General features: G+C 42.0%; 16 protein-coding genes and 2 rRNA genes. 11 read left to right on the top strand and 7 right to left on the bottom strand.

Annotated elements, in window-relative coordinates:
• Nucleotides 1-166: 166 nt before the first annotated feature.
• A 23S ribosomal RNA gene (locus tag AC2TDL_RS06475) occupies nucleotides 167-3,224 on the top strand.
• A 54-nt stretch (nucleotides 3,225-3,278) separates the two neighbouring features.
• Nucleotides 3,279-3,395, top strand: a 5S ribosomal RNA gene (rrf, locus tag AC2TDL_RS06470).
• A gap of 205 nt (nucleotides 3,396-3,600) precedes the next feature.
• Here rrf and AC2TDL_RS06465 read toward each other — a convergent pair.
• Nucleotides 3,601-4,434, bottom strand: a complete 834-nt coding sequence (locus AC2TDL_RS06465) for a 3'-5' exonuclease (protein WP_484699408.1) — start codon at nucleotides 4,432-4,434, stop codon at nucleotides 3,601-3,603.
• A 170-nt stretch (nucleotides 4,435-4,604) separates the two neighbouring features.
• Between AC2TDL_RS06465 and AC2TDL_RS06460 the strand changes: the two genes are divergently transcribed.
• From AC2TDL_RS06460 to AC2TDL_RS06435, 6 genes are all read left to right on the top strand, one after another.
• Nucleotides 4,605-5,420 carry an undecaprenyl-diphosphate phosphatase gene (locus tag AC2TDL_RS06460; RefSeq protein ID WP_484699406.1) on the top strand — a complete coding sequence of 272 codons (816 nt, stop codon included), beginning with the start codon at nucleotides 4,605-4,607 and terminating at the stop codon, nucleotides 5,418-5,420.
• Nucleotides 5,421-5,463: 43 nt separating this feature from the next.
• The gene (locus tag AC2TDL_RS06455; RefSeq protein ID WP_484699404.1) at nucleotides 5,464-6,678 is read left to right on the top strand and encodes a multidrug effflux MFS transporter; all 1,215 of its coding nucleotides are present in this window, start codon (nucleotides 5,464-5,466) and stop codon (nucleotides 6,676-6,678) included.
• Nucleotides 6,679-6,831: 153 nt separating this feature from the next.
• The gene (locus AC2TDL_RS06450; protein WP_484699401.1) at nucleotides 6,832-7,500 is read left to right on the top strand and encodes a bifunctional 2-keto-4-hydroxyglutarate aldolase/2-keto-3-deoxy-6-phosphogluconate aldolase; all 669 of its coding nucleotides are present in this window, start codon (nucleotides 6,832-6,834) and stop codon (nucleotides 7,498-7,500) included.
• A gap of 99 nt (nucleotides 7,501-7,599) precedes the next feature.
• On the top strand, nucleotides 7,600-8,985 hold the full coding sequence (fumC, locus tag AC2TDL_RS06445) for a class II fumarate hydratase (RefSeq protein WP_484699399.1): 1,386 nt from the start codon (nucleotides 7,600-7,602) through the stop codon (nucleotides 8,983-8,985).
• A 295-nt stretch (nucleotides 8,986-9,280) separates the two neighbouring features.
• On the top strand, nucleotides 9,281-11,230 hold the full coding sequence (locus tag AC2TDL_RS06440) for an ABC-F family ATP-binding cassette domain-containing protein (RefSeq protein ID WP_484699397.1): 1,950 nt from the start codon (nucleotides 9,281-9,283) through the stop codon (nucleotides 11,228-11,230).
• Nucleotides 11,231-11,250: 20 nt separating this feature from the next.
• Complete coding sequence (locus AC2TDL_RS06435) at nucleotides 11,251-11,853, top strand: fumarylacetoacetate hydrolase family protein (protein WP_484701079.1); 603 nt, start codon at nucleotides 11,251-11,253, stop codon at nucleotides 11,851-11,853.
• A gap of 140 nt (nucleotides 11,854-11,993) precedes the next feature.
• On the opposite strand, the gene AC2TDL_RS06430 is transcribed toward AC2TDL_RS06435, so the two are convergent.
• The 4 genes from AC2TDL_RS06430 to AC2TDL_RS06415 all read right to left on the bottom strand — a co-directional run bounded on the left by AC2TDL_RS06430 (nucleotide 11,994) and on the right by AC2TDL_RS06415 (nucleotide 17,293).
• Complete coding sequence (locus AC2TDL_RS06430; protein WP_484699395.1) at nucleotides 11,994-12,428, bottom strand: Dps family protein; 435 nt, start codon at nucleotides 12,426-12,428, stop codon at nucleotides 11,994-11,996.
• Nucleotides 12,429-12,743: 315 nt separating this feature from the next.
• Nucleotides 12,744-14,705 carry a glycoside hydrolase family 15 protein gene (locus tag AC2TDL_RS06425; RefSeq protein ID WP_484699393.1) on the bottom strand — a complete coding sequence of 654 codons (1,962 nt, stop codon included), beginning with the start codon at nucleotides 14,703-14,705 and terminating at the stop codon, nucleotides 12,744-12,746.
• A 4-nt stretch (nucleotides 14,706-14,709) separates the two neighbouring features.
• On the bottom strand, nucleotides 14,710-15,738 hold the full coding sequence (locus AC2TDL_RS06420; RefSeq protein WP_484699391.1) for a LacI family DNA-binding transcriptional regulator: 1,029 nt from the start codon (nucleotides 15,736-15,738) through the stop codon (nucleotides 14,710-14,712).
• 472 nt (nucleotides 15,739-16,210) lie between these two features.
• The gene (locus AC2TDL_RS06415) at nucleotides 16,211-17,293 is read right to left on the bottom strand and encodes a substrate-binding domain-containing protein (RefSeq protein ID WP_484699389.1); all 1,083 of its coding nucleotides are present in this window, start codon (nucleotides 17,291-17,293) and stop codon (nucleotides 16,211-16,213) included.
• Nucleotides 17,294-17,783: 490 nt separating this feature from the next.
• On the opposite strand from AC2TDL_RS06415, the gene AC2TDL_RS06410 reads away from it, so the two are divergent.
• The 3 genes from AC2TDL_RS06410 (at nucleotide 17,784) to araA (ending at nucleotide 21,603) form a co-directional block, all read left to right on the top strand.
• Nucleotides 17,784-19,397 (top strand): xylulokinase, encoded by a 1,614-nt coding sequence (locus AC2TDL_RS06410; protein WP_484699387.1) that lies wholly within the window; start codon nucleotides 17,784-17,786, stop codon nucleotides 19,395-19,397.
• A 3-nt stretch (nucleotides 19,398-19,400) separates the two neighbouring features.
• Nucleotides 19,401-20,096, top strand: a complete 696-nt coding sequence (locus AC2TDL_RS06405; protein ID WP_484699385.1) for an L-ribulose-5-phosphate 4-epimerase — start codon at nucleotides 19,401-19,403, stop codon at nucleotides 20,094-20,096.
• Nucleotides 20,097-20,184: 88 nt separating this feature from the next.
• Nucleotides 20,185-21,603, top strand: coding sequence for an L-arabinose isomerase (gene araA / locus AC2TDL_RS06400; protein WP_484699383.1), 1,419 nt, complete (start codon nucleotides 20,185-20,187; stop codon nucleotides 21,601-21,603).
• Nucleotides 21,604-21,705: 102 nt separating this feature from the next.
• On the opposite strand, the gene AC2TDL_RS06395 is transcribed toward araA, so the two are convergent.
• Complete coding sequence (locus AC2TDL_RS06395; protein ID WP_484699382.1) at nucleotides 21,706-23,439, bottom strand: sensor histidine kinase; 1,734 nt, start codon at nucleotides 23,437-23,439, stop codon at nucleotides 21,706-21,708.
• Nucleotides 23,421-24,233, bottom strand: coding sequence for a response regulator transcription factor (locus tag AC2TDL_RS06390; RefSeq protein ID WP_484699380.1), 813 nt, complete (start codon nucleotides 24,231-24,233; stop codon nucleotides 23,421-23,423). The genes AC2TDL_RS06395 and AC2TDL_RS06390 overlap by 19 nt, the downstream gene beginning before the upstream one ends.
• Nucleotides 24,234-24,388 lie beyond the last annotated feature (155 nt).

Raw genomic sequence — 24,388 nt, 5'->3', positions numbered from 1 at the left:
ACTGGATAAGAAAGTAATAATCATCCAAAGCGAATCGAGTTCGAATATTTACTCTCAAAGTAATATTCAAACATTAACAAGCGAATTAACTAGCAAGCTGTTTCTTTTTCTCGACGACTTTGCCCGAAAGGGCGACGGAGGAGAAAAAAGAAACAACGAGCGAATAGGTTAAGCTAATAAGAGCGCACGGAGGATGCCTAGGCACTAGGAGCCGATGAAGGACGTGGCGAACAACGATACTGCCTCGGGGAGCTGTAAGCAAGCGTCGATCCGGGGATTTCCGAATGGGGAAACCCAGCTGTCGTAATGGACAGTTACTCCTAACTGAATACATAGGTTAGGTAGAGGCACACCAGGGGAACTGAAACATCTAAGTACCCTGAGGAAGAGAAAACAATAGTGATTCCGTCAGTAGCGGCGAGCGAACGCGGAAGAGCCCAAACCAAGAAGCTTGCTTCTTGGGGTTGTAGGACAGCTCACACGGAGTTACAAAGGAATTGATTAGACGAAGAGGTCTGGAAAGGCTCGCTATAAAAGGTAAAAGCCCTGTAGTCAAAAATTAGTTCTCTCCGAGCTGGATCCTGAGTACGGCGGGACACGTGAAACCCCGTCGGAATCCGGCAGGACCATCTGCCAAGGCTAAATACTCCCTAGTGACCGATAGAGAAGCAGTACCGTGAGGGAAAGGTGAAAAGCACCGCGGGAGCGGAGTGAAAAAGAACCTGAAACCGTGCGCTTACAAGAAGTCAGAGCCCAATTAAGGGGTGATGGCGTGCCTTTTGTAGAATGAACCGGCGAGTTACGTTTGCATGCAAGGTTAAGTTGGGAAGACGGAGCCGCAGCGAAAGCGAGTCTGAATAGGGCGAAAAAGTATGCAGGCGTAGACCCGAAACCGTGTGATCTACCCCTGTCCAGGGTGAAGGTGCGGTAACACGCACTGGAGGCCCGAACCCACGCACGTTGAAAAGTGCGGGGATGAGGTGGGGGTAGCGGAGAAATTCCAATCGAACTCGGAGATAGCTGGTTCTCCCCGAAATAGCTTTAGGGCTAGCCTTGGAGTCGAGTATCATGGAGGTAGAGCACTGATTGGGTGCGGGGCCCGCGAGGGTTACCAAGTCTAGTCAAACTCCGAATGCCATCGATATATATCCAGGAGTCAGACAATGAGTGCTAAGATCCATTGTCAAGAGGGAAACAGCCCAGATCATCAGCTAAGGCCCCCAAGTGTGTGTTAAGTGGGAAAGGATGTGGAGTTGCACAGACAACCAGGATGTTGGCTTAGAAGCAGCCACCATTTAAAGAGTGCGTAATAGCTCACTGGTCGAGTGACTCTGCGCCGAAAATGTAACGGGGCTAAACACACCGCCGAAGCTATGGCAAGTCGTAGGTTTCACTTCTTCTTTGAAGAAGTGTTTAGCGACGATTAACATTCGTCGAAATCAACCGCTAAGGTTGTTCAAGAATTCGACTAAATGTATGTTCTTCAGCTAAACACAAACCATCGAAGTTGAAGTGAAGCCTACGAATTGGGTAGGGGAGCGTTGAATACGGGTTGAAGTCATACCGTAAGGAGTGGTGGACTGTATTCAAGTGAGAATGCCGGTATGAGTAACGAAAAGATAGGTGAGAATCCTATCCGCCGTAAGCCTAAGGGTTCCTGAGGAAGGCTCGTCCACTCAGGGTAAGTCGGGACCTAACGCGAGGCCGAAAGGCGTAGTGGAAGGACAACAGGTTGAAATTCCTGTACCACCGTAGTTGTTTGAGCGAAGGGGTGACGCAGAAGGATAGTGACGCGGACTGATGGATGTCCGTCCAAGCAGTGAGGCTGGTGAGTAGGCAAATCCGCTCATCGAAAGGCTGGGCTGTGATGGGGAGCGAAAATTGCAGTAGCGAAGGTCATGAGTTCAGGCTGCCAAGAAAAGCCTCTAGTGAGACGAAGGTGCCCGTACCGCAAACCGACACAGGTAGGCGAGCAGAGCATGCTAAGGCGCGCGGAAGAACTCTCGTTAAGGAACTCGGCAAAATGACCCCGTAACTTCGGGAGAAGGGGTGCCCCGGTAGGGTGAATAGCCCGAGGGGGCCGCAGTGAAAAGGCCCAATCGACTGTTTAGCAAAAACACAGGTCTGTGCAAAGTCGTAAGACGACGTATACGGGCTGACGCCTGCCCGGTGCTGGAAGGTTAAGGGGAATGGTTAGGCGTAAGCCGAAGCTATGAACCGAAGCCCCAGTAAACGGCGGCCGTAACTATAACGGTCCTAAGGTAGCGAAATTCCTTGTCAGGTAAATTCTGACCCGCACGAATGGCGTAACGAATTGGGCGCTGTCTCAACGAGAGATCCGGTGAAATTTTAATACCTGTGAAGATGCAGGTTACCCGCGACAAGACGGAAAGACCCCATGGAGCTTTACTGCAGCTTGATATTGGACTTTGGTACGATCTGTACAGGATAGGTGGGAGCCTAGGAAGCATGAGCGCCAGCTTGTGTGGAGGCGCCGTTGGGATACCACCCTGATCGTATCGGAGTTCTAACCTGTCGCCCTGAATCGGGCGAAGGGACCGTGTCAGGTGGGCAGTTTGACTGGGGCGGTCGCCTCCTAAAGCGTAACGGAGGCGCCCAAAGGTTCCCTCAGAATGGTTGGAAATCATTCGAAGAGTGTAAAGGCAGAAGGGAGCTTGACTGCGAGACCCACAAGTCGAGCAGGGACGAAAGTCGGGCTTAGTGATCCGGTGGTACCGAATGGAAGGGCCATCGCTCAACGGATAAAAGCTACCCTGGGGATAACAGGCTTATCTCCCCCAAGAGTCCACATCGACGGGGAGGTTTGGCACCTCGATGTCGGCTCATCGCATCCTGGGGCTGAAGTAGGTCCCAAGGGTTGGGCTGTTCGCCCATTAAAGCGGTACGCGAGCTGGGTTCAGAACGTCGTGAGACAGTTCGGTCCCTATCTGTCGCGGGCGTAGGAAATTTGAGAGGAGCTGTCCTTAGTACGAGAGGACCGGGATGGACGTACCGCTGGTGTACCAGTTGTTTCGCCAGAAGCACCGCTGGGTAGCCAAGTACGGAAGGGATAAGCGCTGAAAGCATCTAAGCGTGAAGCCCCCCTCAAGATGAGATTTCCCAAGTAGTAAGACCCCTTGAAGACGACGAGGTAGATAGGCTGGGGGTGGAAGTGCAGCAATGCATGGAGCTGACCAGTACTAATCGGTCGAGGGCTTATCCTAAATGATTCGTAAGATGAAAACTTTCTATCCAGTTTTGAGGGTGTAAACCCCATGTTTGGTGACAATGGCGAAAGGGAACCACGCGTACCCATCTCGAACACGACCGTTAAGCCTTTCAGCGCCGATGGTACTTGGACCGAAGGGTCCTGGGAGAGTAGGACGTTGCCAAGCAAAGAAGAAGTCTACTGCAAATGCAGTAGACTTTTTTGTTTTATCTGGTTTGTTTTCAATATTTTACTTAAAGCATACCTTTATCGTTCGTATTAAATGAGTTCGGTGCAATACCGAACTCATTCTGCTCAAATTGCTAAAATAAAATAACTAGCTCTAACCTTTAGAGGGACTTTCAATAATTGCGAAGCTGTATATTGATGGACTATTCTCCACCCGACGATGATTCGTTTAATGTTTCCTTTGTCGATTGCAGCTCTGTTGCCTGGATAGATCTTGGTTTTGCATTGCTTGCCTTAGCAGCTTCTGACTCGAAATATTGCTTCATTTCATCTAACTTGCGTTGCTCTATGCCGTCAGATTTATCCTTTAGAAACTTATCCGAATAATTTTCCCATGTTGGCTCAATTTTTTGTGAACGCAGCATACGTACAGCATTCTTAAGTGATCTTCTTTCCCGTGCATTAGTGTATCTGTCAACGTAATATTGCTGCTGAGATAAATTTAGCTGGGAATAAATTGAACGAAAAATATTAGCTGTCATAATCGCATCATCTAGCGCACGATGGGCTTGACCATTGCTTTCGAGCTGAAGCATTTCTAATGCTCCTTCGACACTAATATCATTTGTTAAACCTTTTAATGCGATAAAGCCTTTAAGTAAATCAAAGTATGGGGTAGTCATCCAAAAATGATCGTCTAGCTTATGCATGCGTGTATCGAGAATAATGCGCTTCATATCCTCTTTGCCCCATGTGACAAACAGGAGCTCTGCCGATGATGATAACCATTGCTGGAATTTGGCAATAACTTTTGGAAAGCGCTCTGCCTTATCAATTTCTGCTTGGGCTATACCTGTTTTTTTCTGTATAAAGCTATTAAGCTTAGCGAAGTAGATTGGTTTTATACAGGCGGTAAAAGTGTCCACTTGTTCCAAAGCTTCATTTAATCGCACAGCGCCTATTTCAATAACTTCCATTGGCAAATCACTTGCAAATTTACGTCCATTAAATTCAATGTCGAGTACGATGTAATCCAAATTATAACCTCCGTAATTAGCTTGCCTTCCTATTTTAACAGAAATAACTAGACTATAGGTACAATTCCTTTTTTGCCGCTAATCGTTTATACTAATTAAGGTATTAATTTGATTAACATTTAAGGAGGGGAGCCGTTGACTAGATCATTGCTGGCAACGGAACAAAAGATATGTCAGAAATAATGGAATGGTTAAAGTATTTAATTTTAGGTACAATTCAAGGCTTTACCGAGCCAATTCCTATTTCCTCAAGTGGGCATCTAATCATAGCCCAAAATTTACTTGGCATGGAGCAGCATGGATTGTCATTTGAAATTATGACCAATACCGCTTCGCTTATCGCTATTTTATTCATCTATCGTGAAGTCATTACTCGTTTAGTGAAAAATGGAGTAGGTTATGTGGCTACTCGAGATACCAAATATAAAGCTGATTTTAACTTTATTATGTACATTATTATCGGCTCAATTCCAGCGGGGGTTATTGGTGTATTATTTAAAGATAAAATAGAGGAAGTATTTTCAACATCATTAACGACTGTTGCAATTGCTTTGCTTTGTACGGGCGTTGCTTTATTCCTTATTCGTAATTTGCGTGGGATTAAACGCGATGGTGATTTATCGTGGAAGGATGCGCTAATTGTTGGTTTAGCGCAGGCTGTTGCATTAATTCCAGGGATTAGCCGCTCTGGGTCAACTGTTATTGCCTCGATCGCTACTGGAATGAAGCAGGATGCAGCGCTTCGTTATTCGTTTATGCTGTATATTCCGGTAAGTCTTGGCGGCTTGGTGCTTGGTATTGCCGATATTGCAAGCGATCCTGATTTGCAAGCATTGTGGGTTGAGTACTTGATTTCCTTTATTGCAAGTTTAGTGGTGACTTATTTCTCGATGCGCTGGTTTATGGGCATTATGGAAAAAGGAAAATTACATTACTTTGCTTTTTATTGCTTTATCGTAGGGATCTTAATTTTAATTTTTCAATAATTAACTCGATAAAGATTAACTGAAATAAAGAGAGGACAGCATCATGGGAGTATATGCTCAAGCAGCTTCATTTAGTGGACGCAAGCGATTAATGATTGCGACGATTCTTGGTTCGCTTTCTGCACTGGGACCGTTATCGATTGATATGTATATACCGGCATTTCCCGAGCTTGCTGATGAGATGGGAGCTTCTCCGTCACTGATTCAGCTTAGCTTAACAGCTTGCTTAGTCGGGATTGCATTAGGTCAGCTTGTGATTGGACCGATAAGCGATGTAAGAGGCAGAAGAAAACCTCTGCTAATAGGAATGACAATTTATGCGATTGTTTCAGCATTATGTATATGGTCAGGCTCCATTTGGAGCTTTATTATTTTAAGATTTCTTCAAGGCTTTGCTGGAGCAGCAGGCCTTGTTATTTCTCGAGCCAGCGTACGTGATTTATACTCTGGTCCTGAGCTGATTCGTTTTATGGCAACTTTAATGGTCATTAACGGTGCAGCACCAATTCTAGCTCCAGTGATTGGTGCAGAGATTATTACGCTTACCTCATGGAAAGGTGTTTTCGCTGGCTTAACGCTATTTGGCATTATTATGGTACTAGGAATCTATTTTGCCTTAGCGGAAACATTACCAACTGAGCGTCGCTCCAGCGGAGGATTAAGGCAGACATTGCTCACCTTTGGCATATTAATCAAAGATCGCAGCTTTATGGGCTATATGATGACTCAAGGCTTTATGATGGCTTCGATGTTCGCGTATATTTCAGGATCATCCTTTGTGCTGCAAGGTATATATGAGCTGACGACAAGACAGTATTCCTTCGTGTTTGGTATGAACGGACTTGGCATTGTGCTGCTTGGTCAAGTGGCTGGGCGCTTGGCACATCGCGTGAAGGGCAGTACATTGCTCGTTGTAGGTTTAGCTTACAGTTTCATTGGAGCACTTATTTTAATTACTACAATTATAGTTGACGGACCGCTTGCACTTGTAATTATTGGTCTGTTTGCAGTTGTTAGCAGTATAGGTCTTATTAATACAACAGCTAACTCTTTAGCACTTGAGGAACAGGGAGAGCGGGCAGGAAGCGCCTCAGCGATGCTGGGGATGTCCTCTTTCTTTTTTGGCGGTATAGTCGCTCCGCTTGTAGGACTAGGCGGAGAAGATACTGCTTTGCCAATGGCAATTATTATGTTTGTTATGGTGTGCAGTGCAATTATATCTTATCGTGTTTTAGTAAAAAAACGTTTAAAAAGCTAGCTTGCTATAAGCTAGCTTTTTTACTAGTTATCGATCCAGCAACATTATGATACGTTTACGGCATGAATCCCCTTACATAGAAGCATTGCTCTGTCTAGGTAAACATATTATAATTCATGGTAGTTACACGATAGAGGGGAGAACTAGAATAGGATGAAGAAGCTAAAAGTATTGCAGCAACTCGTTGATGCTGGAGTTGTGGCTGTTTTGCGTGCAGATTCTGCAGAAGATGTTGTACGCATGGCGCATTATGCCATTGAAGGCGGAATCAAAGCGATCGAAATTACTATGACAGTTCCGAATGCATTAAAAGCTATCGAAGAGCTTAGTGCACAGTATAGCTGTGAGGCAGATCCAAGCGATGCAAACTTCGCTATTATCGGTGTAGGAACCGTACTGGATCCAGAAACTGCTCGTGCAGCAATATTGGCTGGGGCTGAATATGTAGTTTCTCCTGCGTTAAACGCAGATACGGTTAAGCTTTGCAATCGTTATTGTATTCCTTGCTTACCTGGCGCAATGACGATTCAAGAAATTCAATCTGCATTAGAATTAGGCGTCGATATCATTAAGCTTTTCCCTGGAAATCTTTATTCACCAAGTATGATTTCTACTGTAAAAGGTCCTATTCCACAAGCGAACATTATGCCGACTGGCGGTGTAAACTTGGAAAACCTTAAAGATTGGATCAAAGCAGGGGCCGTTGCAGTAGGGATTGGATCTGATTTAACGAAGGAAGCTGTGAAAACAGGTAACTTTGAATTGATTAAAGAAAAATCCGCTGCGTATATGGCAGCATATCGTGAAGCAAAAGGATTGTAAAATAGATAGCTTTAACTAGTTTTCCTATATGCATAAATCAACGGTTCAGTCCAGCTGATTAAAGCTGGGGACTTACCTGAAAATAAAGGAGTGTAAAAAATGGAATATCGTATTGAACGAGATACTATGGGAGAAATCAAAGTGCCGGCGGACAAGCTATGGGGAGCTCAAACTCAGCGCAGTCTGCAAAACTTTAAAATTAGCGGTGAAAAAATGCCGTTAGAAGTTGTCTATGCGATGGCAATTGTTAAGAAAGCATCGGCACTTGCAAACGAGCGTTTAGGCGTTCTGGACTCTGCAAAGGCTGCTGTTATTGCAGAGGCAGTAGATGAGATTTTAGCGGGCAAATGGGATGATCAATTTCCGTTAGTAGTTTGGCAGACAGGTAGCGGCACACAAACAAATATGAACGTGAATGAGGTAGTCGCTCATCGTGCTAACCAATTGCTTGCAGAGCGCGGCAGCGATCTTCGCATACATCCAAATGATGATGTCAATCGTTCACAAAGCTCAAATGATACTTTCCCTGCAGCGATGCATATTGCCGGCGTTATTGCAGTAGAGGATCGTTTGCTACCTGCGATTGATAAATTAAATGCAACATTAAAGCAAAAAATTGAAGCTTTTGATCATATCGTTAAAATTGGCCGTACACATTTGCAAGATGCAACACCAATTACATTAGGTCAAGAAATTAGCGGTTGGTCTGCAATGCTGGAAAAATCACGCGAAATGATCGCACAAAGTGTAAACAGTATGCGTGAGCTAGCCCTTGGCGGTACTGCTGTAGGTACAGGACTGAATGCACATCCTGATTATGCTGTAGCAGTTGCTGAGGAAGTAACAAAGCTAACTGGCAAACAGTTTATTACTGCTAGCAATAAATTCCATTCGCTAACTAGTCATGATCAAATGGTATATACACATGGAGCAATGAAGGCACTGGCAGCTGATCTAATGAAAATTGCAAACGATGTTCGTTGGCTAGCAAGTGGTCCACGTTGTGGTATTGGCGAAATTACGATTCCTGAAAATGAGCCAGGTAGCTCAATTATGCCAGGTAAAGTCAACCCGACACAAAGTGAAGCGATGACGATGGCTGTTTGCCAAGTCATTGGTAATGATACAGCAATCGGTATGGCTGCAAGCCAAGGTAACTTCGAGCTTAACGTATTTAAGCCAGTTATTCTTTATAATTTCTTGCAATCCGTTGCATTACTAGCTGATTCAATGATTTCATTTAATGATAATTGTGCAGTAGGCATTGAGCCAAATGAAGCGGTAATTAAGCGTAACCTTGAGCAATCGTTAATGCTTGTTACAGCGTTAAATCCACATATCGGTTATGAAAATGCAGCGAAAATTGCCAAAACAGCTCATAAGCAAGGCATTACGTTAAAAGAAGCGGCTGTAAATAGCGGCTTGTTAACTGCTGAGCAATTTGATCAATATGTTCGTCCAGAAAATATGATTGGTCGTAAATAAAATAACAGCAATATATAGAAAGCATTTGTCTGAGCGTTCATGGAGCATTCTATGAAGCGCTTGGATAAATGCTTTTTTTAGCTACATTTATAACGGTTGGAGCATTTAGCTAAATTAATAATGGATTGGAGCTTATGGCTAAATTAATAACGGATTGAGGCATATAGTTTGTTTAAAGTTGGTTTGGCGTTTTACGTTTGATGAATAGCGGGACTATATGTAAGGGCAAATGTACGTGGCATCACTACTGTGCTACAATAATAGCTACATATTACGTTTAAAAGAGGTATTTCGCATGCATATATTATCGGTTGAGCAATTAACAAAAAGCTACGGAGAGAAGCTGCTGTTTGAGAATGTCAGCTTTGGCATTGCAGAAGGCGATAAAATTGGGATTATCGGAGTAAATGGTACTGGCAAATCAACTTTTCTAAAAGTGATTGCTGGGCTTGAGCCTGCCGATAGTGGTCATATTTTGGTTGCAAACAATGCCGTTATACGCATGCTTGCACAAGAACCAGTTTTTCGTGACGGGGAAACAGCACTGGAACACGTGCTTGGCGGTGATTCTCCTCAGTTAAAAGCTTATATGCAATATAAAGCCGCACTAGAGGCAGTTGAGCTTAATCCTAGCAGTGAAGCGGCACAGCAACTGCTAATGAAGGCAAATGCGGCTATGGACGAGTTAGATGCGTGGAGTTTGGAAAGTGAAGCTAAGCAAGTGCTTGGCAAACTTGGCATTAATGATTGGGATAAACCGGTTGCAGAGATGTCTGGCGGTCAGCGCAAGCGGGTGGCAATGGCAGCGGCACTTGTGTTGCCTTCCGATTTATTAATTTTGGACGAGCCGACAAACCATATTGATAATGAATCAGTGCAGTGGCTTGAAACGATGCTGCAAAAGCGACGTGGTGCTGTGCTTATGATTACGCATGATCGTTATTTTCTTGATCGGGTAAGTAATCGAATTATGGAGCTTGACCAAGGAAAAGCATATTTTTATGAAGCGAATTACAGTAAATTTTTAGAGCTTAAGCTGGAGCGTGAAGAACGCGAAGCAGCCTCTGAGGCAAAGCGACAAAATTTATTGCGCAATGAGTTAGCTTGGATTCGCCGTGGTGCACGGGCACGATCTACGAAGCAAAAGGCCAGAATCGAACGCTTTGAACAGCTTCAGGCAGCAGTTCCGAAGGAAGGCAACGGCAAAGTTGAGTTATCGGTTGCTTCGAGCAGACTCGGCAAAAAAATTATTGAGCTAGAGCATATTAGCAAAAGCATTGGCACAAGACAATTAATTAAGGGTTTTAGCTATATTGCTACTCCAGGAGATCGTGTTGGTATTATCGGACGGAACGGAGCGGGGAAATCAACCTTATTAAAAATGATTGGCGGCAAGCTAGCCCCGGACGAGGGAAGAATTGAGCTAGGACCAACCGTTAAATTAGGCTGGTTTTCACAGGAAAGAGATGAAATGGATGAAAGCAAGCGCGTGCTGGAATATATTCGTGATACTGCTGAACAAGTGAAAACAGCTGATGGCACGACTGTTTCTGCTAGTCAAATGCTAGAGCGATTTTTATTTAATTCCACAATGCAATGGACACCAATAGCTAAGCTTTCGGGCGGGGAAAAGCGTCGCTTGCAATTGTTGCGTGTTTTAATGGAGGCTCCTAATGTGTTACTGCTAGATGAGCCGACCAATGATCTCGATATTACGACGTTGACGATTCTAGAAGATTATTTAGATGATTTTCCAGGTGTAGTTTTTGTTGTATCGCATGATCGGTATTTTCTTGATCGAATCGTAGACAAAGTAATTGCCTTTGAGGAAGGAGAAAGTGTACTAACGGTTCATACTGGAAATTATACTGATTATGCTGCTTATGCCGCTGCTCGCAAGCGAGAATTTGAAGGAGCTGGCGCAGGAAGTGCTAATAAAACTGCTGCCTCAGGAAAAATAGGAGATGAGGACAGCAAGAAACAGCCGCGACAACAAGAGCGACAGCTAAAAATGTCCTTCAAAGAGCAGCGTGAATACGAAAATATTGAGCAGTGGATCGCAGAAGCGGAACAAGAGCTACAATTGATTGGAGAAGAAATCGAGCGGAATTCCTTTGATGCAGCGATGCTGCAAGAACTTACGGAAAAACAACAGCAGGCTGAGCAGAAGCTAGAGGCGCTTATGGATCGTTGGGCAGAGCTAAGCGAGTTAGCTGAAAAAATTGAGGCGCAAAGAAAGGGGTAGGCATTTTGTAGGTAGGCAATATTTACTGTGTTGGCCGCAATTATCGTTTACATGCTTTAGAGCTTGGCAATGAGGTTCCAAGTGAGCCGATGATTTTCACGAAGCCGACTCATGCTTTGCGAGAAATGAATGGCGGTGAGCTGGAAATACCGAAACAGCGAGGAGCAGTTCATTTTGAACTTGAGCTAGTATTGCGGATGCGCCAAGCTTATGACGCCAGTAAACCGCTAGAGAACATAATCGACAGCTTTTCACTTGGCTTAGATTTAACGTTACGCGATGTTCAAACCAGACTAAAGGAGAAAGGCCACCCATGGCTGGCAGCTAAAGGATTTAAGGGAGCAGCGACGATTGGTAAATGGCAGCCATTACATTCAATGGACGAGCTGCTTAATGGTCATTTTAAGTTGCTGCTTAACGGTAAGCAAGCTCAACTAGGCAGTCCTAAAGATATGATTTTCAGCATCGATCAGCTGCTTGCATATATTGACGAAAATTATGGGCTTGAAGCAGGAGATTTGCTATATACGGGCACACCTGCTGGCGTAGCAGCGCTAACTAGTGGTGACTATGTTCAAATGCTTTGGAACGAGCAGGAGCTAGGCAGTTGCCGAATTGTTTAAAACATAAATAATACCCCCAGCAACAAGCTTATTTATCATTAGCGGAGAGGCAGACTAATGATGAGGCAAAGCCCTTTTGCTGGGGGTATTTGTTTACTCAGTAGCTCTAGTAAGTTTAGTATGTTCTTTGTTTCATGATTTTATCCATTAAATGCGGATAGCATCCATACATGTTTTTCAAGTGATGTGTGAATTGCTAGCAGCATATCGGCAGTTGTTTCGTCATTTGCTTCTTGAGCAATCACCATCGCTTCTTTCAGTTCGCCAATCACAACTGTGAAGTCTTTAATTAATTGATCGACCATTTCAGTTGCATTTTCATTTCCTTCAGCCTCTTTAATGCTGGAAGCTTCTAAGTAGTCTGCCATTTTGGCAAGTGGCTGACCTTTCAAAGCAAGCAAACGTTCAGCGATTTCATCAACATGAAGTGCCGCTTCTTCATAAAGCTCCTGAAATTTTGCATGTAATGTAAAAAATTGCGTACCTTTTACATACCAATGGTAGTTGTGCAGTTTAACATAAAGAATGCTCCAGTTTGCAATTTGACGATTAAGTTGGTCTTGAATTGTTTTCATAATAAATCCTCCTCGTCGTTAGTTCTTTATCTTATTGCAGTGTTAGCGAAAAGCTTTAAATCCATACATTTAAAAATATAAATATTGAATTTAGACCAATTTCTTATTTATAATTATTACAAATTAAATAAGATTTGTCAAGTGATTTGCGTAAATCATTTCCAAGCTTTAGGAGATGACCTCATTTTACCATACAAAAAAAGAAAATCCGCACAAACAACTGTTACATTATAAGCAACAATTGCTGTGCGGATTATTTAACTCAATTGTAACAAACGCTAATTTATTTAACGTTAGTTTAACAATTTGTAAACATTATTTGTTAACGTTAGCTAAATCAAATTGTTTAGCTTCAGCTAGCATAAATACTGCAAGAATAAACATCGCATGTGACCATGTTAATGGAACTACCCAAGCCGTTGCACCAGTATTTTTATCAATTTGCTCTGGAAGTAGTCCTGTTTCAGTGCAGTGATCAAGCACCCATTGAATATGCTTGTAGCCAGCTTCAGCTTCTCCAATTGCGAAGCGATAATGAGCAAGCCACAATGTTGTTAGAATCCAAGGGTTTCCTCCAACATAAATGTCATCCTCATAACGTTTAATACCGCCAACAATTGGCGAAGTTAATTTTTCTTCAATTACATTTGCTGTACTGCGCATACGTTCATCAGACGCTTCAACTGCATTGAATGGAACGCTAATACCAAGCAAACTAATATCGACAATCGGATCATGTTTAAGCACATATTTTTTGTAGCCTTTAGGAAGATCAACAGTATAGCCTTGTTTACCTGCAGTAATAGCTTGCTCATATTTCTCAGCAGAAACTGTTAAGTTAACCCCGCGATAGAAGCAATTTAGCTCTTCATTAAAGCAATGTGCATCGATACCTGCTTTAATTTGCTCTGCAACTTTATTCCACTCTTTTGCCAGTTCAGCTTCACCAGCTAGTTCAGCAAAGCCAACAGCAGCTTTTAATCCGCCATAAACAGCAGCACAAGAGTAAGTGTGAGAAGCTTCACGCTCTTCCCATAAATCGATGCTTGGTTTAGGCAAGCCAGTTTCTTCATCAATAAATGTGCTTAGGAATTGTGCGCCCTTCAATACAGCAGGCCATACGCGTTTTGCGAAGTTCTCATCTTTATCAACGAGATAATGTTCCCACATTCCCCAAATAATTGATGCACCTTCATCAATTTGTAGACCCCAAGAAGGAGCTAATTGACCATCATGGTAGTGACGTTGTTGCCAAGAACCGTCAGGAGATTGTGCAGTTAATGCCCAATCGTAGAAGGAATTAGTTAAATCTTTTAGGCCGACTTTATCAAGCGCAGTTGTAATAAATGCAGCATCACGGCCCCAGCAATAGGCATAGCCGCCACAACGACTGAACGTTTCATCAAATTCAGGAGCGGCAATAATTAACCCTGTTTTTTCATCAGACATTAATTTAAAGGTTAGGATTGAACGCTCATATAATGCTTTAATTCGCTCATCATCAACTGGGCAAGGCACTGCATTAGCAACATAGTTATGCCAATATTCATTTGTTTCATTTGCCCAAGCTGTGCTTGATTTTGTCCGAGCTTCAGCTAGAATGCTGACAGCATCTTGCTCATTATGAGCAGCAGAAATATATATAGGCAGAACCACAGTTTCACCAGCAGGAATCGTTAAATCCCATGACATTGCACCTGTTGGTTGCATGTCGATCACGTTACCACGCAATTCTCCATGTTGCACTTCTTCCCAAGAAATACCGCTTTGGAATTTAGTGCATACGATTGCACTAGAAACCGCAAAAAAGTACTGATGGCGGAAATGAATCAACGCATCGGCATCAGCGTTAAACATAGTTGTATTATATAGATTGTTTTCACTAATCAAGAAGCTGGAGTGCAAGTAAAACGTTAATTGTTTACTTTCATTACTATGGTTACGAATTGCATATTCGCGAACTAATAAATCTTTACCTGGTACAGCAAAGTGTTGGCTAGCAACGGATAACTGTGCTGCTTTATTTTCAGCAGTAACATTTAGCACATTGCTGCCTTTTACATAGCTAATCGTATGAGACCAGCCATTGCTTTCCTCATCAAACCATTGGATAGCAGAGCCTTCTTGCTTTAATCCTACTCGCATCGCATCCATATGCTGTGGAGTGTCAATATTTGGCCACCACAGACGATAAAGTCTTCCAGTGCGACCTAATGTAGCAAGTAGATTGGAATTACCGATAACGGCATCAACTAAATAAGGCTTTTTTTCATTCATTACGTTAACCTCTTTTCTGAAAATCTTTAATCGATGATTCTCTTACAACTAACCGATGTGGAATAATGTTACGTGTTTGTGAGCTTGTATTATCTTGCAAACGTCTAACAAGCAAATGAGATGCTGTGTAGCCAAGCTGATAAGTACTAATATCAACAGAGCTAAGTGCTGGTGAAGCTAGCTCAGAAAGAGCAATGTTGTTAAAGCTAACTAAGCTGATATCATTAGGCACATTAAAGCCAAGCTCATTTAAGCCACGTAAAACGCCAAACGCAGTAACATCATCAATGACAACTAATGCTGTTGGGCGGTCAGGAATATTCATAACAAAAGACATTGCACGAAAACCACTTTGCTGTAAAAATTCGCTATCAATAATCCATTCAGGATTAATGGTTAGTCCAGCTTGCTGCATCGCTTTATTATAGCCTTGCAGACGGTCTACAGAAACGGTTAAGTTAGGGGAACCGATTACAAATCCAATTTTTTGATGACCTTGTTTAATCAAATGATTTGTTGCATCAAAGGCAGCTTGAACGTTATCTGTATCAACTGTAATGATATTATCATACCCCTCAGTTCGACCAATTAATACAGTAGGAAAATCATGCTCTGCGAGCATACGAATTAGCGGGTCGTCTTGACGTGATGATAATAGCACAACACCGTCTACACGGCGGCCAAGCACAAGACGAGAAATCGTTTCTTGTTCATCGGCTGGAGATGTAGCAGCAGAAAGTAGCATATCATAGCCTGCTTTAGTTGAATGAGCTAAAATCCCGCGCAAAAGCTCACCGAAGAAAAAGTCCTGGAACAGTTCCTCAGCTGGGCGTGGTAACACAATAGCTAATGTATTCGTCGTTTTTGAGACAAGACTTTTTGCCATGATGTTAGGATGGTAGCCCATTTCTTCCATGATACGCTTTACTTTAAACGTTGTTGCTTTACTGATTCTTGGGTGATTGGATATAACACGAGATACTGTTGATGGAGAAACTCCTGCAGCTTTCGCAATATCTTTAATCGTAACCATACTTCTTAACCTTCTTCCGAAGAATACATTCTTATTTCTAATCAAGTGATTTGTGCAAGCTTGTGCAAACTATTTCACAATTATTAATACTGTACACTGAAAAAGCTAATAACACAATCTAAGAATGATTGAGAATGCTTGAGATTTTAAGAGAATATTAAAGAAAAGAATAAAATAATAATTGATTTCAAAGTTGTGCAATCGTTTTAACAAATCATAAGTTTAGTTAACAAACTAGTCTATTTAACGTAAAGAATAGCATTAAAAATCGTTGTTTGCAATGGATTTTAGTAAACGTTGTCATCTTCGTAAAACAATGAGGTTAACGACAATAAATTTAGCAGTAATCTAGCCAAGTCTAGCAACATATAAGGCTCCTTTACCGCTAAATATAAACTATATTCGGCTAGCAAAGGCGCCTAGTCATATGAAGGAATCGCGCAAGTAGGGGAAGTTTAGTAGTTTCGATAGTTTATATTTCCTTTACAGTCTCGCCAGCAATTAATTGCGGCTGATAAAATACATGATCAACGAGATCTTTTTTGCCTTGTAGCTTTTTAATTACCCAATCTGCTGCATCTCGTCCCATTTGCTCCTGCGGATGGGTTAACGTTGTTAATTTAATGTTGGCATTTTTGGCAATATAGGAGTTGTCCTGACCTATAATCGACAGCTCATCTGGGACAGCAATATTAAGCTGGCGGCAAACATTAACAAGCTCAAGTCCTACCTCATCATTGTAGCATACGATGCCAGTTATATAATCTCGATTAGCTAGCAAAAACTTCTTAATATTAGCCGACAGATCCTTTTTCGATTCCGTATCAAAGGATAAAACATGATCAGGCTGGAAGCGCAGCTTAGCCTCCGCCAACGCTTTAATATAGCCCTTCATCCGATACTTTCCTTGCTGGTCATCCATTTTTGCGATAATGCCGATTTGCCGATGTCCTTTTGAAATAAGCTCCTGTGTTGCTAAATAGCTAGATTGCACATCATCAAGCCTTAAATAGGGCACTTCTAACTCCTCATAATAGGCATTGATCATAATAAACGGAACCTCTTGCTCCTTAAACGCCAAATAGTAGGCGATGTTTGGATTGTAAAGATTACTTTTTGTTGGCTCAATAATAAGTCCGTCTACTCCGTAAGACAGCATCATTTCCAGTGCTTTTTTCTCTTGTTCAACATCATTATTAGTGCTGGCAAGCAGCAGTGAGTAATTATCTTCATTTAATCTGCTTTCAATTCCCCTAATAATAGAAGGAAAAATATAGTCAGAGATGTACGTTGTAATAACACCAATTGTTCGTTTATTGGCCTTACCGTTTGCTAGGGTGCGATATTGATTGCTGACATAAGTTCCGGAGCCTTTTTCACTGCGCAAAAAGCCTTCGTTTGCAAGCTCAAGAATCGCTTTTCTAACCGTTTGGCGACTGACCTTATATATTTCTTGCAAAGCTAATTCTGTTGGAATTTGCTCACCAACCTGATATGTACCGGACAATATATTGCTTTTTAGATCGTCGACTATAATCTGATATTTAGGTTTCACACTAATCTCATCCTTCGTGATTGATTCATTACAATAGAAAGAGCTATGTAATATAAATACAATATAATTAGCATTATGAAATTTGTACGTACATATTAATCTTGATAAACAATTTTATTATACTTCATTTTTTGAATAGGTAAAAGCTTGTATCGTCAGCCGCTTAAAAAATCGACATAACCCATTATTGCTCTAATAAGCTTAATGCTATAAAGTTCCAAACAATAGAGCAAGAGACAATTTTGGTTTATAACCCAATATAACTAAGACAAGGTTCTATTATAAAGAGATCTTATTGGATGGAGTAAAAGCAATGAAAATTATTGAATGTTACTGAGAAAAACAATTAATGACGTTAAAAGTTGTAAGTATAATTTATAAGTTAAATTGACAAATGTACGAACAAAAAATATACTAAAAAAGAACAAATAGAAAGCGCCTTCTTTTAAATACAGAAATAAAGCAATAATGACAGAGAGGAGTAATGTGCATGGATCAACGGATTAAGCAAGCGATTGAGAATGGGGATACAGCGCTTGGCATTGAATTTGGCTCAACTCGCATTAAAGCTGTACTTATTGATTTGCAATTCAATACGATTGGCTCTGGCAGCTATGAATGGGAAAATCAATTAGTTGATGGTTATTGGACATATCATTTAGATGAAATCATTAAGGGCATGCAAACTGCCTATCGTGAGCTTAAGCAGGAGGTACAAGCCAAGTACGGCGTCACTTTGAAAAAAGTCGGCTCAATCGGCTTTTCGGCAATGATGCACGGGTATATGGCCTTTAACAAGGCAGGAGAGCTGTTAGTGCCGTTCCGCACATGGCGTAATGCGACGACTGGTGCTGCTGCCAAAGAGCTTACAGAGAAGTTTAAGTTTAATATCCCTGAGCGTTGGAGCATTGCTCATCTTTATCAGGCGATTTTGAATAATGAGGAGCATGTTCCGAGCATTGATCATATTACAACCCTTGCTGGCTACATTCACTGGCAGCTTACAGGTAATAAAGCACTAGGTATTGGGGATGCCTCTGGCGTATTTCCAATTGATGATACGACAAAAAGTTACCATGAAGGAATGCTAGATACATTTAGCGAACTGATCGCTGATAAAGGTTATCCGTGGAATGTTCGCGATCTGTTACCGAAAATTTATAATGCTGGTGAACAGGCTGGGCTACTTACTGAAGCAGGGGCAAAGCTGCTTGATCCAGCAGGTGATTTAGTTGCAGGTATTCCGCTCTGTCCGCCGGAGGGCGACGCTGGAACAGGTATGGTTGCAACAAATAGCGTGCGTAAGCGTACGGGCAATATTTCGGTAGGTACCTCTGTATTTGCGATGCTAGTTTTAGAGAAAGATTTATCGGCTGTTTATCCTGAGATTGATATGGTAACGACACCAGATGGCAGCCCTGTAGCGATGGTTCATGCCAACAACTGTTCTAGTGACATTAATGCTTGGTTAGGCTTATTCCGCGAGTTCTATGAAGCGATGGGTCATAAGCCAGATAATAATCAGTTATTTAGCGTAATGTTCAAGAAAGCTTTAGAGGCTGATCCAGATGGCGGCGGTTTATTGAGCTATGGTTACTTCTCAGGTGAAAATATTACAGGACTTGAGCAAGGACGTCCGTTGTTTGTACGTTCTCCTGAAAGCCGCTTTAATCTTGCTAACTTTATGCGTGTTCATCTATTTACCGCATTTGCGGCGTTAAGAATCGGAATGGATATTTTAACGCAACAAGAAAAGGTAGCAATTGATAGTATTTTGGCACATGGCGGTTTATTTAAGACACCAATTGTCGGTCAAAAAATGTGTGCTGCAGCACTTAATGTACCTGTTACCGTAATGTCTACTGCTGGTGAAGGCGGAGCATGGGGGATGGCGCTGCTTGCAGCATACATGCTGAATAAAGAGCAGGGTGAAAGTCTTGCTGATTATTTAGCAAACAAAGTGTTTAAGGATGCAGAAGGAGAGACTCTTGCGCCAGATGCAACAGATGTAGCGGGCTTTGCGTTATTTATGGAGCGCTATACGAAAGGACTGGCAATTGAACAAGCAGCGGTCGATCATTTTGTGGAAAATTGGAGGGAGTAATAGATGCTAGAAAGCTTGAAGGAAGAGGTCTATGAGGCGAATATTGAATTGCCGAAGCTTGGCCTAGTTAAATATACATGGGGTAATGTTAGTGCTGTAGATCGCGAGCGAGGTCTTTTTGTTATTAAGCCGAGCGGAGTTAGCTATGACAAAATGAAACCGAGCGATATGGTTGTAGTAGATTTTGATGGGAATGTAGTAGAAGGTCATCTTCGTCCTTCTTCCGATACGCCTACCCATGCGGTGTTATATAAGCATTTTGAGCAAATTGGCGGGATTGTCCATACTCATTCCACATGGGCGACAATTTGGGCACAAGCAGGACTAGATGTTCCTTGTATGGGAACGACGCATGCAGATACGTTTTACGGCTCAGTGCCATGCGCTCGCTATTTAACACAGGAAGAAATTGACCGTGGTTATGAGAAAGAAACAGGTCATGTCATTATTGAAACATTCGAGCAGCGCGGTCTTGATGTAATGGCAGTTCCAGCAGTATTGCTGAAAGGACATGCGCCATTTACTTGGGGAAAAAATGCTCATGATGCGGTTATGAACAGCGTTGTATTAGAAGAAGTATGTAAAATGAATCATTTTGCACGTCAGCTAAATCAGTTTGCTGAGGAGCTTCCACAGCGTATTTTAGATAAACATTATTTACGTAAACACGGTAAAAACGCGTATTACGGACAAAACTAGTTAGCCGCTCAATATGCTTTAAGCTATTAATAGCTAATTGTATGAATCATTAATCTTATTAATTAATTTTAGGGAGAGGATGAATGATATGTCAGCAAAAAAAGAATTTTGGTTCGTAGTAGGCTCTCAACATCTTTATGGAGAAGAAGCTCTTGCAGAAGTTAAAGCACATGCACAGGAAATGGCAGATGAATTAAACAATAGCGGTGTATTGCCATATCCGCTTGTTGTCCAAGATCTTGCCGTAAGTGCAGATAAAATCACTTCTATTATGAAGGAAGTTAACTATCGCGATGAGGTTGCTGGTGTAATTACATGGATGCATACGTTCTCGCCTGCAAAAATGTGGATTCGCGGCACAAAGCTTTTGCAAAAACCGTTGCTGCATCTTGCAACGCAATATAATGAGAGCATTCCTTGGGCTACAATTGACATGGACTTTATGAACTTGAACCAAGCAGCTCATGGTGACCGTGAATACGGCTTTATTAATGCTCGTCTTAAAAAGCAAAATAAAATCGTTGTTGGCTATTGGAAACGTCCAGAAGTTCGCAAACAAATTGCTGATTGGATGGATGTTGCGGTTGCTTACAATGAAAGCTTTAACATTAAAGTAGCTCGTTTTGGCGATAATATGCGCAATGTAGGGGTAACTGAAGGTGATAAGGTAGAAGCACAAATCCAATTTGGCTGGACAGTTGACTACTACGGCATTGGTGATCTTGTGCAAGTTGTGAACGAAGTGAGCGATGCAGAGGTTGATGCGCTGTTTGCAGAGTATCGTGAGCTTTACGATTTTGACTATGGCGACTACAGCAAAGAAGATTGGGAGGCAAGTGTTAAAGTTCAAGCAAGATACGAAATTGCCTTGAAACGCTTCCTTGATCGCGGCGGTTACAATGCCTTTACTTCAAACTTTGAGGATTTACATGGCATGAAGCAGCTTCCAGGCCTTGCTGTGCAACGTCTAATGGCACAAGGCTATGGCTTTGCAGGTGAAGGGGACTGGAAAACAGCTGCACTTGACCGTCTATTAAAAGTGATGAGCCATAACCAAAACACTGGCTTTATGGAAGACTATACTTATGAGTTAGCAGAGGGACAGGAAGCCATTCTGCAATCTCATATGCTAGAGGTTGACCCTAGTCTTGCAAGCAATAAACCAAAAATTTTAGTTTCTCCGTTAGGTATCGGTAACCGTGAAGATCCAGCTCGTCTAGTATTCGATGGTAAAGCTGGCAACGGTGTGGTTGTATCAATGGCTGACTTCGGTACCCACTTTAAGCTGCTAATTAATGAAATTGAAGCGTTTGAACCAACAGTACCTGCACCTAAGCTTCCTGTAGCTAGAGTGCTATGGAAAGTTAAACCTAATTTCCAAGACGGTGTAAAAGCTTGGATTGAAAATGGCGGCGGTCACCATACAGTTGTTTCCTTAAACTTAAGCGTAGACCAAATTGTAACGTATGCTAAGCTTGTAGACCTAGAGTATGTCGTCATTAAATAAGTAATGCTTAATAGGCTTAAATAAAGAAAGGAAGCTAGCGATCAATGATGTTGATCAGCTAGCTCCTTTATTTTAAAGCAAATTATATAGAAGCAGTCTATATTAGACTGTTTTGTTGCTCTCCCATAATAAGCTTATCGTGGTGCCTTTATTTGGCTGGGAAGTAACTTTAATTTTACCGCCCATCGCTTGTACAAGCTCTTTTGTAATCGCCATTCCAAGACCGCTGCCAAGGCTTGTTTGCTCAGTATTTGTACCGCGATAATAGCGCTCAAACAGACGTTGACTTGTTTCTTGGTCCATTCCTTTTCCATTATCTTGCACATGAATTGCCCAGTTATCTTTCGTTAACGCTTCTAAATGAACCATGATCGATGTATTGCTGTCATTATGAAGCATTGCATTGACAATTAAATTATGGATAATACGTTCAAACCAAGGTAGATGAATATTTTGATAAATCTTCTTCTCCCTAGGCACAGTACAGCTAATGTTATAGTTTTGCCCAGCATGACTTACTGCTACTCGTTCTACTGCTTCTTGCAATACTATGGCGATATTATGTCGTTCTAAAACGATTGGCAGATTTCCGCTGCGCAAGCGATAAGTTAATGAAAGATCCTCAATTAATTGGTCTATATATTGGCTCTTTTCTAGAATGATAGAGGCAAAAGAGCGGACCTCCTGCTCACTCCAACTATATTGTTCAGCAGCAAGCATATGAGCATAGCCTTGGATCGAGGATAACGGGGTTCGCATATCATGAGTAACACCGGCAATCCATTCCTCACGATAGGCTTGTGTTTGAGCTTCGGCTTGTTTATTGGCAGCTAGTGCTAAGGCTAGTCGATCAATTTCATCTTTAACCTCCTTAAACAGATGTTTACGTTGCTTGGAGGAGGTAACTTGATGATTATCGGATTGCTTTGCTTGCTCACTGCCCAATTGCTGAATCCACTTTACTAATTGAAAGATCGGTCTAATAAATAAGCTAGCATAACCGAATGCCAAGCTTAACATAATGACAAATGCTGCGATGATAAATGCAACTAAACCAATAATGATTACGCGCAGCTCTGCGTCGGGAGATGCTGCTAAGCTGCCAGCAGAATATTGCAATGGTGAATGCAGGATCCAAGTTAACTGGGTTTCTTTATCAAAATAGGATTGCAGCCTCGAACCATAGCGTTCTGGGTAATTATATTGCAGGGCTAGCTGAGAAAGTGTTAGCTTGTTTCCCGCATTAGCTGGTTTATTCCAAGCGGCGATTTCATTGCCTTCAGCATCTAATACTTGCATCCAAGCTTGATCTTGGAGCAGCTTTTGCTGAACTGACTCCGGCAAAATAATGGAGTGATCAGCAATTGAGGCCCTCTTAAAAATAGGTATTAAATTCGTTAATGTGGACTTTTCCTGCCCATAAAGCATAATAAAAAGTCGATCCTCTTTTTGTTGAATCCATAAGCCAAGATCATAGGAAAATGGTTCTATACCAACCCAGTAATTCATTAGCTGGGCAGGGATGTATTGCTTTGGCACATCGTCAGGAGTATAGAATGATTGCAGAACATTCCCGTTCTCATCTAGACTTTGCAGCCAGGTACCATATTGCTCTAATTGCTTAAGCAAGGAGTCATTAACGATGAGGCCGTTCTTATCAATGGTTGCTTCTTCGATTAGCTTGGAAATACCAGTTGGGGCAAAGCTTCGCTTCATTTCAATTTCTTCTATTTCATTAATCATCCAAGCAATAATAAAGGTAGCAACGATGATGAGCAGTAAAGTGACAATAATCATTTGTCCAGCAAAGCGTATCGTTAATCGTCTACGAAGCATTCTTTACCTCCTGATGACTGCTGGCGAGGAACTAATTTATAGCCTATGCCACGAACATTTACTAAAAATTGCGGTTTTGCTGGATCTCGTTCGATACGTTCTCGAATACGATGAATATGCACCATGACGGTATTATCATCATTCAACATCGACTCTCCCCAGACGCGCTCGTACAGCTCGCTTTTACTAAAAACTCGATTAGGATGTTTACAGAGAAAAAGCAACAATTGAAATACAAGCGCTGGGCAATGAACCTCTTTATTGTTTACAGTTAAAGTTGCGGTTGTTTCATTTACTTGAAAATGCCCATAGTCATATATAACTTCTGCCGTGTTTGGTGAATTGGAATCTTGAGCTGGTTCTGCTGGCTGTAAGCTAGCAGATGCTGACTGCAAACTTGAAGATATTGCGGAGGGGGCTTTACTTAAATAACGTTGCAGTTGAGCACGGATTCGTGCAACGACCTCCAAAGGATTAAACGGTTTACGAATATAATCATCGCCGCCAACAGCAAAGCCTGAAAGCACATCAAGGTCGGACGTTTTCGCAGTAATAAACAAAATTGGCGCTGAGGTTGTTTGCCGAATTAAGGGACAAAGCTGTAAGCCGCTTATCCCAGGCATCATAATATCGAGTAGAATAAGGTCATATTTTGTTTGGTTGCACGCCTCTAGTGCCGCTTCTCCGTTAAAAGCGCAATCGATATGTAAAAATCCTTCTTTTTTTAATACAGTTGTCATCATTTCGACAATGGCACGCTCATCATCAACAATAAGCAATTTCGCATTGTGCAAGTTGATTCACCTCAATGTTATTGAGCTATTTTTCTACATCTTACCATGGAGATAACAGCAACTGAATCTTAACTTTACCTTAACTCTTTTATTTAGCACGCAAAATAGTTAAGTCATATGTAAGCTAGCGTTTTTTGCCAGTTAAGATTAGCAGC

The sequence above is a fragment of the Paenibacillus sp. plas6 genome (assembly GCF_057221655.1).
The sequence above is the reverse complement of the archived record's forward strand: the minus strand, read 5'-3'. Positions and strand labels throughout refer to the sequence as shown.

Bases quoted from the DNA above. Each gene is read 5' to 3' on its own strand.
- AC2TDL_RS06460 (WP_484699406.1), top strand. From the start codon at position 4,605: ATGTCAGAAATAATGGAATGGTTAAAGTATTTAATTTTAGGTACAATT.
- AC2TDL_RS06455 (WP_484699404.1), top strand. From the start codon at position 5,464: ATGGGAGTATATGCTCAAGCAGCTTCATTTAGTGGACGCAAGCGATTA.
- AC2TDL_RS06450 (WP_484699401.1), top strand. From the start codon at position 6,832: ATGAAGAAGCTAAAAGTATTGCAGCAACTCGTTGATGCTGGAGTTGTG.
- fumC (WP_484699399.1), top strand. From the start codon at position 7,600: ATGGAATATCGTATTGAACGAGATACTATGGGAGAAATCAAAGTGCCG.
- AC2TDL_RS06440 (WP_484699397.1), top strand. From the start codon at position 9,281: ATGCATATATTATCGGTTGAGCAATTAACAAAAAGCTACGGAGAGAAG.
- AC2TDL_RS06430 (WP_484699395.1), bottom strand. From the start codon at position 12,428: ATGAAAACAATTCAAGACCAACTTAATCGTCAAATTGCAAACTGGAGC.
- AC2TDL_RS06425 (WP_484699393.1), bottom strand. From the start codon at position 14,705: ATGAATGAAAAAAAGCCTTATTTAGTTGATGCCGTTATCGGTAATTCC.
- AC2TDL_RS06420 (WP_484699391.1), bottom strand. From the start codon at position 15,738: ATGGTTACGATTAAAGATATTGCGAAAGCTGCAGGAGTTTCTCCATCA.
- AC2TDL_RS06410 (WP_484699387.1), top strand. From the start codon at position 17,784: ATGGATCAACGGATTAAGCAAGCGATTGAGAATGGGGATACAGCGCTT.
- AC2TDL_RS06405 (WP_484699385.1), top strand. From the start codon at position 19,401: ATGCTAGAAAGCTTGAAGGAAGAGGTCTATGAGGCGAATATTGAATTG.
- araA (WP_484699383.1), top strand. From the start codon at position 20,185: ATGTCAGCAAAAAAAGAATTTTGGTTCGTAGTAGGCTCTCAACATCTT.
- AC2TDL_RS06395 (WP_484699382.1), bottom strand. From the start codon at position 23,439: ATGCTTCGTAGACGATTAACGATACGCTTTGCTGGACAAATGATTATT.